Source organism: Paraclostridium sp. MRS3W1 (assembly GCF_032465715.1).
Lineage (GTDB): Bacteria > Bacillota > Clostridia > Peptostreptococcales > Peptostreptococcaceae > Paraclostridium > Paraclostridium dentum.
Genome location: NZ_JAWDJM010000081.1, coordinates 1 through 4,382, shown reverse-complemented (window position 1 = coordinate 4,382; position 4,382 = coordinate 1). Strand labels below are relative to the sequence as shown.

Annotated in this window: 4 protein-coding genes; 3 read left to right on the top strand and 1 reads right to left on the bottom strand. The window is 31.2% G+C overall.

Annotated features, from left to right (window positions below; all coding sequences use genetic code 11):
* Positions 1-268: 268 nt before the first annotated feature.
* The 3 genes from RWY47_RS06075 to RWY47_RS06065 all read left to right on the top strand — a co-directional run bounded on the left by RWY47_RS06075 (position 269) and on the right by RWY47_RS06065 (position 3,570).
* A complete protein-coding gene (locus RWY47_RS06075) occupies positions 269-1,672 on the top strand; it encodes an alanine/glycine:cation symporter family protein (protein ID WP_025162467.1) in 1,404 nt (467 codons plus the stop codon).
* Between the two features lie 105 nt (positions 1,673-1,777).
* A complete protein-coding gene (locus tag RWY47_RS06070) occupies positions 1,778-2,602 on the top strand; it encodes an alpha/beta fold hydrolase (RefSeq protein ID WP_150842822.1) in 825 nt (274 codons plus the stop codon).
* Between the two features lie 107 nt (positions 2,603-2,709).
* Positions 2,710-3,570, top strand: a complete 861-nt coding sequence (locus RWY47_RS06065) for an SDR family oxidoreductase (protein WP_150842823.1) — start codon at positions 2,710-2,712, stop codon at positions 3,568-3,570.
* An 82-nt stretch (positions 3,571-3,652) separates the two neighbouring features.
* On the opposite strand, the gene RWY47_RS06060 is transcribed toward RWY47_RS06065, so the two are convergent.
* Positions 3,653-4,162 (bottom strand): TDE2712 family protein, encoded by a 510-nt coding sequence (locus RWY47_RS06060; RefSeq protein ID WP_021433098.1) that lies wholly within the window; start codon positions 4,160-4,162, stop codon positions 3,653-3,655.
* Positions 4,163-4,382 lie beyond the last annotated feature (220 nt).

Below are 4,382 nucleotides of genomic sequence, written 5' to 3'. Positions count from 1 at the left end.
ATACAATATAATTGAAATACCTTTTTATATTTAAATTTTTTCAATATCATTTCAAATTTAATCTTTAGACTAAATCCTTAAATTTTTAATACTTACATTATAAAAACTTATATTTTAAAACACATATTACTTTAAATTATTGTGTTATCACAGAGTTTTTCTATTTTTTGATTCATAACTACATATTGAAAAATTCTTTGATATATATTGTGCGTACTTTTCGCTTAAAATAGTATGCAAAATAAAATAGCAAAGGGGTTGTGTTATATTGGAGTTACTAACAAAAATCGTAGAATCTGTAAATGGTGTTTTGTGGGATAAGAATATTTTGCTATTCTTGCTTGTCGGAACAGGTGTATGGTACACATTCCAATTAAAGTTCATCCAAATTAGAGGTTTTGGAGAAGGTTTTAGAAGAACTTTTGGTGGCTTATTTAAAAGGGGTGAAAAAGCTGATAAAGATGGAATGTCTCAATTTCAATCTTTAGCAACTGCAATAGCTGCTCAAGTAGGTACAGGTAACTTAGCAGGTGCCGCTACTGCAATAGCTGTTGGAGGCCCTGGTGCAATATTTTGGATGTGGGTCAGTGCATTTTTCGGTATGGCAACAATTTATGCCGAAGCAACAATGGCTCAAAAATACAAAAGAATAGGTGCAGATGGTACAGTAACAGGTGGTCCTGTTTACTATATAGAAGCCGCATTTAAAGGTAAATTTGGTAAAGTTTTAGCTAGCTTTTTTGCTGTATTTATCATATTAGCATTAGGATTTATGGGAAATGCAGTTCAATCTAACTCTATAGCAGATGCTTTTGATACAGCATTTGGTATAAGTCCGGCTGTTATAGGTATAATTTTAGCAATACTGTCTGTTTTAATATTCTCTGGCGGAATAACTAGAATAGCAAAAGTTACAGAAACAATAGTTCCAATTATGGCATTATTTTATATTATAGGTGCGTTAATTGTAATATTAGTTAATTTCAAAAACATTCCTTTAGCTTTTGAAGAAATATTTGTAGGAGCTTTTGCCCCTCAAGCAATAGCAGGTGGTGTCGTAGGAGCTACTATTCAAAAAGCTATGAGTAAAGGTGTAGCTCGTGGATTATTCTCTAATGAAGCTGGTATGGGTTCTACTCCTCACGCTCATGCAGTTGCAAAAGTTGACTACCCTTCAGAACAAGGATTTGTTGCTATGATGGGAGTATTTATAGATACTTTTGTTATATTAAATTTAACTGCTTTAGTTATAATTACAACACGTTCAGTTACTCCAGATGGATCTCTTATAGGAACTGCTCTTACTCAAGCGGGATTCTCATCAGTGTTTGGTAAGTTTGGAGATATATTTATAGCTATTTGTATGTTCTTCTTTGCATTCTCTACTATAATTGGATGGTACTTCTTCGGGGAAGCTAATATAAAATATTTATTCGGTACAAAAGCTGTTAAGATATACGTAGTACTTGTAGCTATTTGTGTTTTCCTTGGTACATTAGGTGAAGTGTCAATAGTATGGACAATGTCAGATATGTTTAATGGATTGATGGTTATCCCTAACTTAATTGGTCTATTGGCTCTTACTGGAGTTGTTAAGTCTGTTCATAACGATTATATCCGTATAAACGGTGGAATTAGTAGTAAAAAGAAAAAGAAAAATCCTACCGCATAGGTTTATATAATAAAAAGCACTCTAAATGAGTGCTTTTTTTAATTCATTAACAAATATATACAAACTCCCATAATATATAAGGACAACATCTACGGGAGGTATATTATGAAATATTTTATTAAAGTCGAAAAAAATGTAAGGTTATTTGTTGAGGATATAAATAAGGATTCAGAAAAAGCAATATTATTTGTTCACGGTTGGCCTTTGAACCACCGTATGTATGAATATATAATTGAAAACTTTGCACGAAAAGGTTATAGATGTATAGCTATAGACCTTAGAGGTTATGGAAAATCTGATAAACCTTCATCAGGTTATGATTATGATAGAATGGCTAAGGATATAAGACATATAATTGAAGCGCTCAAACTAGAAGACATCACTTTAATGGGTCATTCTATGGGTGGTGCAATATGTTCACGATATATGGCTAAATTTAATGGGTACGGAGTTTCTAAGCTCTGCTTGCTTAGTGCTGCCGTTCCTAGATGGACCAAATCTATTAGTTGGCCTTATGGATATACTGTAGATCAAGTAAATAATATTATAGATAACTTTAAAAATGATAGGCCTCAGGCAATAAGAACTACATCTGAGTCATTTTTCTATAAATTCACTAGTCAAGGAATATTGGATTGGTTCTTTGACATGTGTTTAGAAGCTGCTGGGTGGTCTAGTGTAAATTCACTGTATGCACTTAGAGATGAAGAACTATTTAATGATTTATCTAAGATAAAAGTACCTACTCTAATATTGCATGGTGTACACGATACCGTGTGTCCATATTCTTTTGCTGAATATATGAGGGATACTATAGAAAATGCTACTCTAGTTTCTTTGACCGATGGAGGTCATGGAGCTTTTTATGAGTGCAAAGATGATATAAATGAATCTCTTGAAGCTTTTATAAATATCGATCATATTAAATAAATTCTTCATATATCCGATTAATTAAAGTACTAATAACTAAGTAGGAATAATTTATACTCACATGGAAATCATAGTCGTATACTAAATTTTAAAAGGAGAATAAGATTATGGTTTTTCCAACTTCATTTCCAAAGCAACATCAAGATTGTCAACCAGGACTTGAGTATAAGATGTCACCAAGTCCTATATATGACAGTCCATTATATAATAAACAAAACGATAAATTAAAAGATAAAGTGGCTATCATTAGCGGTGGAGATAGCGGAATAGGAAGAGCAGTTTCTATTGCTTTTGCAAAATCAGGATGCGATATAAGCATAATATACTATAACGAAGATGATGATGCTATGGTCACAAAGAAAAAGGTTGAAGACGAAGGTCGAAAATGTCTTTTAATTAAAGGTGACATAAAAGAAAGTAAGTTTTGTAAAGAGGCTGTAGATACTACTTTAAAAGAATATAAAAAAATAAATATATTAATAAATAATTCAGCAGTACAATACACACAACAAAACTTAACTGATATAGATGATGAACAATTTGATAAAACTTTTAAAACTAATGTTTATGGAGCATTTTATCTAACAAAAGCTGTACTACCTCACTTACAATGTGGTGATAGTATAATAAATACAACATCTGTAGTTGCATATCATGGACATGAAACACTATTAGACTACTCTATGACTAAAGGAGCATTAACAACATTTACTAGATCTTTATCTATGCAATTAGCAACAAAAGGAATAAGAGTTAATGCCGTAGCTCCAGGACCTATATGGACTCCATTAATACCTTCAAGCTTCTCTGAACAAGAAGTTGCAAAATTCGGTAGTAATAATCCGATGAAAAGAGCAGGTCAACCAATAGAGTGTTCAGGTGCTTATGTATTTTTGGCAAGTGAAGAAGCATCTTTTATAACCGGTCAAACTATACATATAAACGGCGGCGAAATAATAAATGGATAGTTTTAAAAATTTTTAAACATAAAAACACTCAATCTATATAATATAAATTGAGTGTTTTTATTTTAAATGTTTATCGCTCCAATTACATACTAAGAAGCTTTTCTTCTATATATTCATTAAATGGTTTTCCTGCTATTGTTACTGGGCCTTCACCAAATAAATCTACTGTAATATTAAAGAAATTGATTATTAATTTATTTTCATCTATATAATATTCATCTATATGCCCTGGAATAAATATTACCTCATATTCTTCCTTACTTAATTTATCTTGCATATAGTCTAAATTAAGTTGCTTTACTGGTGCTATCATCATATTTGTAAATTCCAAATCTTCAAGCATCCACATATGTTTATTCCAGTATCTACTTTCTTTTTTTGTTGGTTTATTCAGAAGCTCTCTGTTTGAAATTGCAGAAAGTACCTTTCTTACAGATTCCTTTGTAAAGTCTTCATCATATAAATATTTCATATCAGTTTCATCCGCTAGTCCTATAAAAAACGAATCTGCTATCTTTTCCTTTTGATGTACTGAATCCCAAATATAAAGCATCATTTCTAAAATTTCACGTTTAATTACAATTTTAGCCAAGTTAAATCCCCCTTTTTTCTTTAAATATTTTTTTATCTGCGAACTACTCTCCACTTAAATTAATCTTCAGTTTCTGTTCCCAGTAGCCCCCCTAATTGGCTTGTGAATAGAAACAACTCTGATTGAATATTTTACAGTTTTGAAAGTTCTACCATATTACCAGTATATCACAAAATCAGGAATATTACCTCTTTCTATAATTTTTTAACCAATATTATAC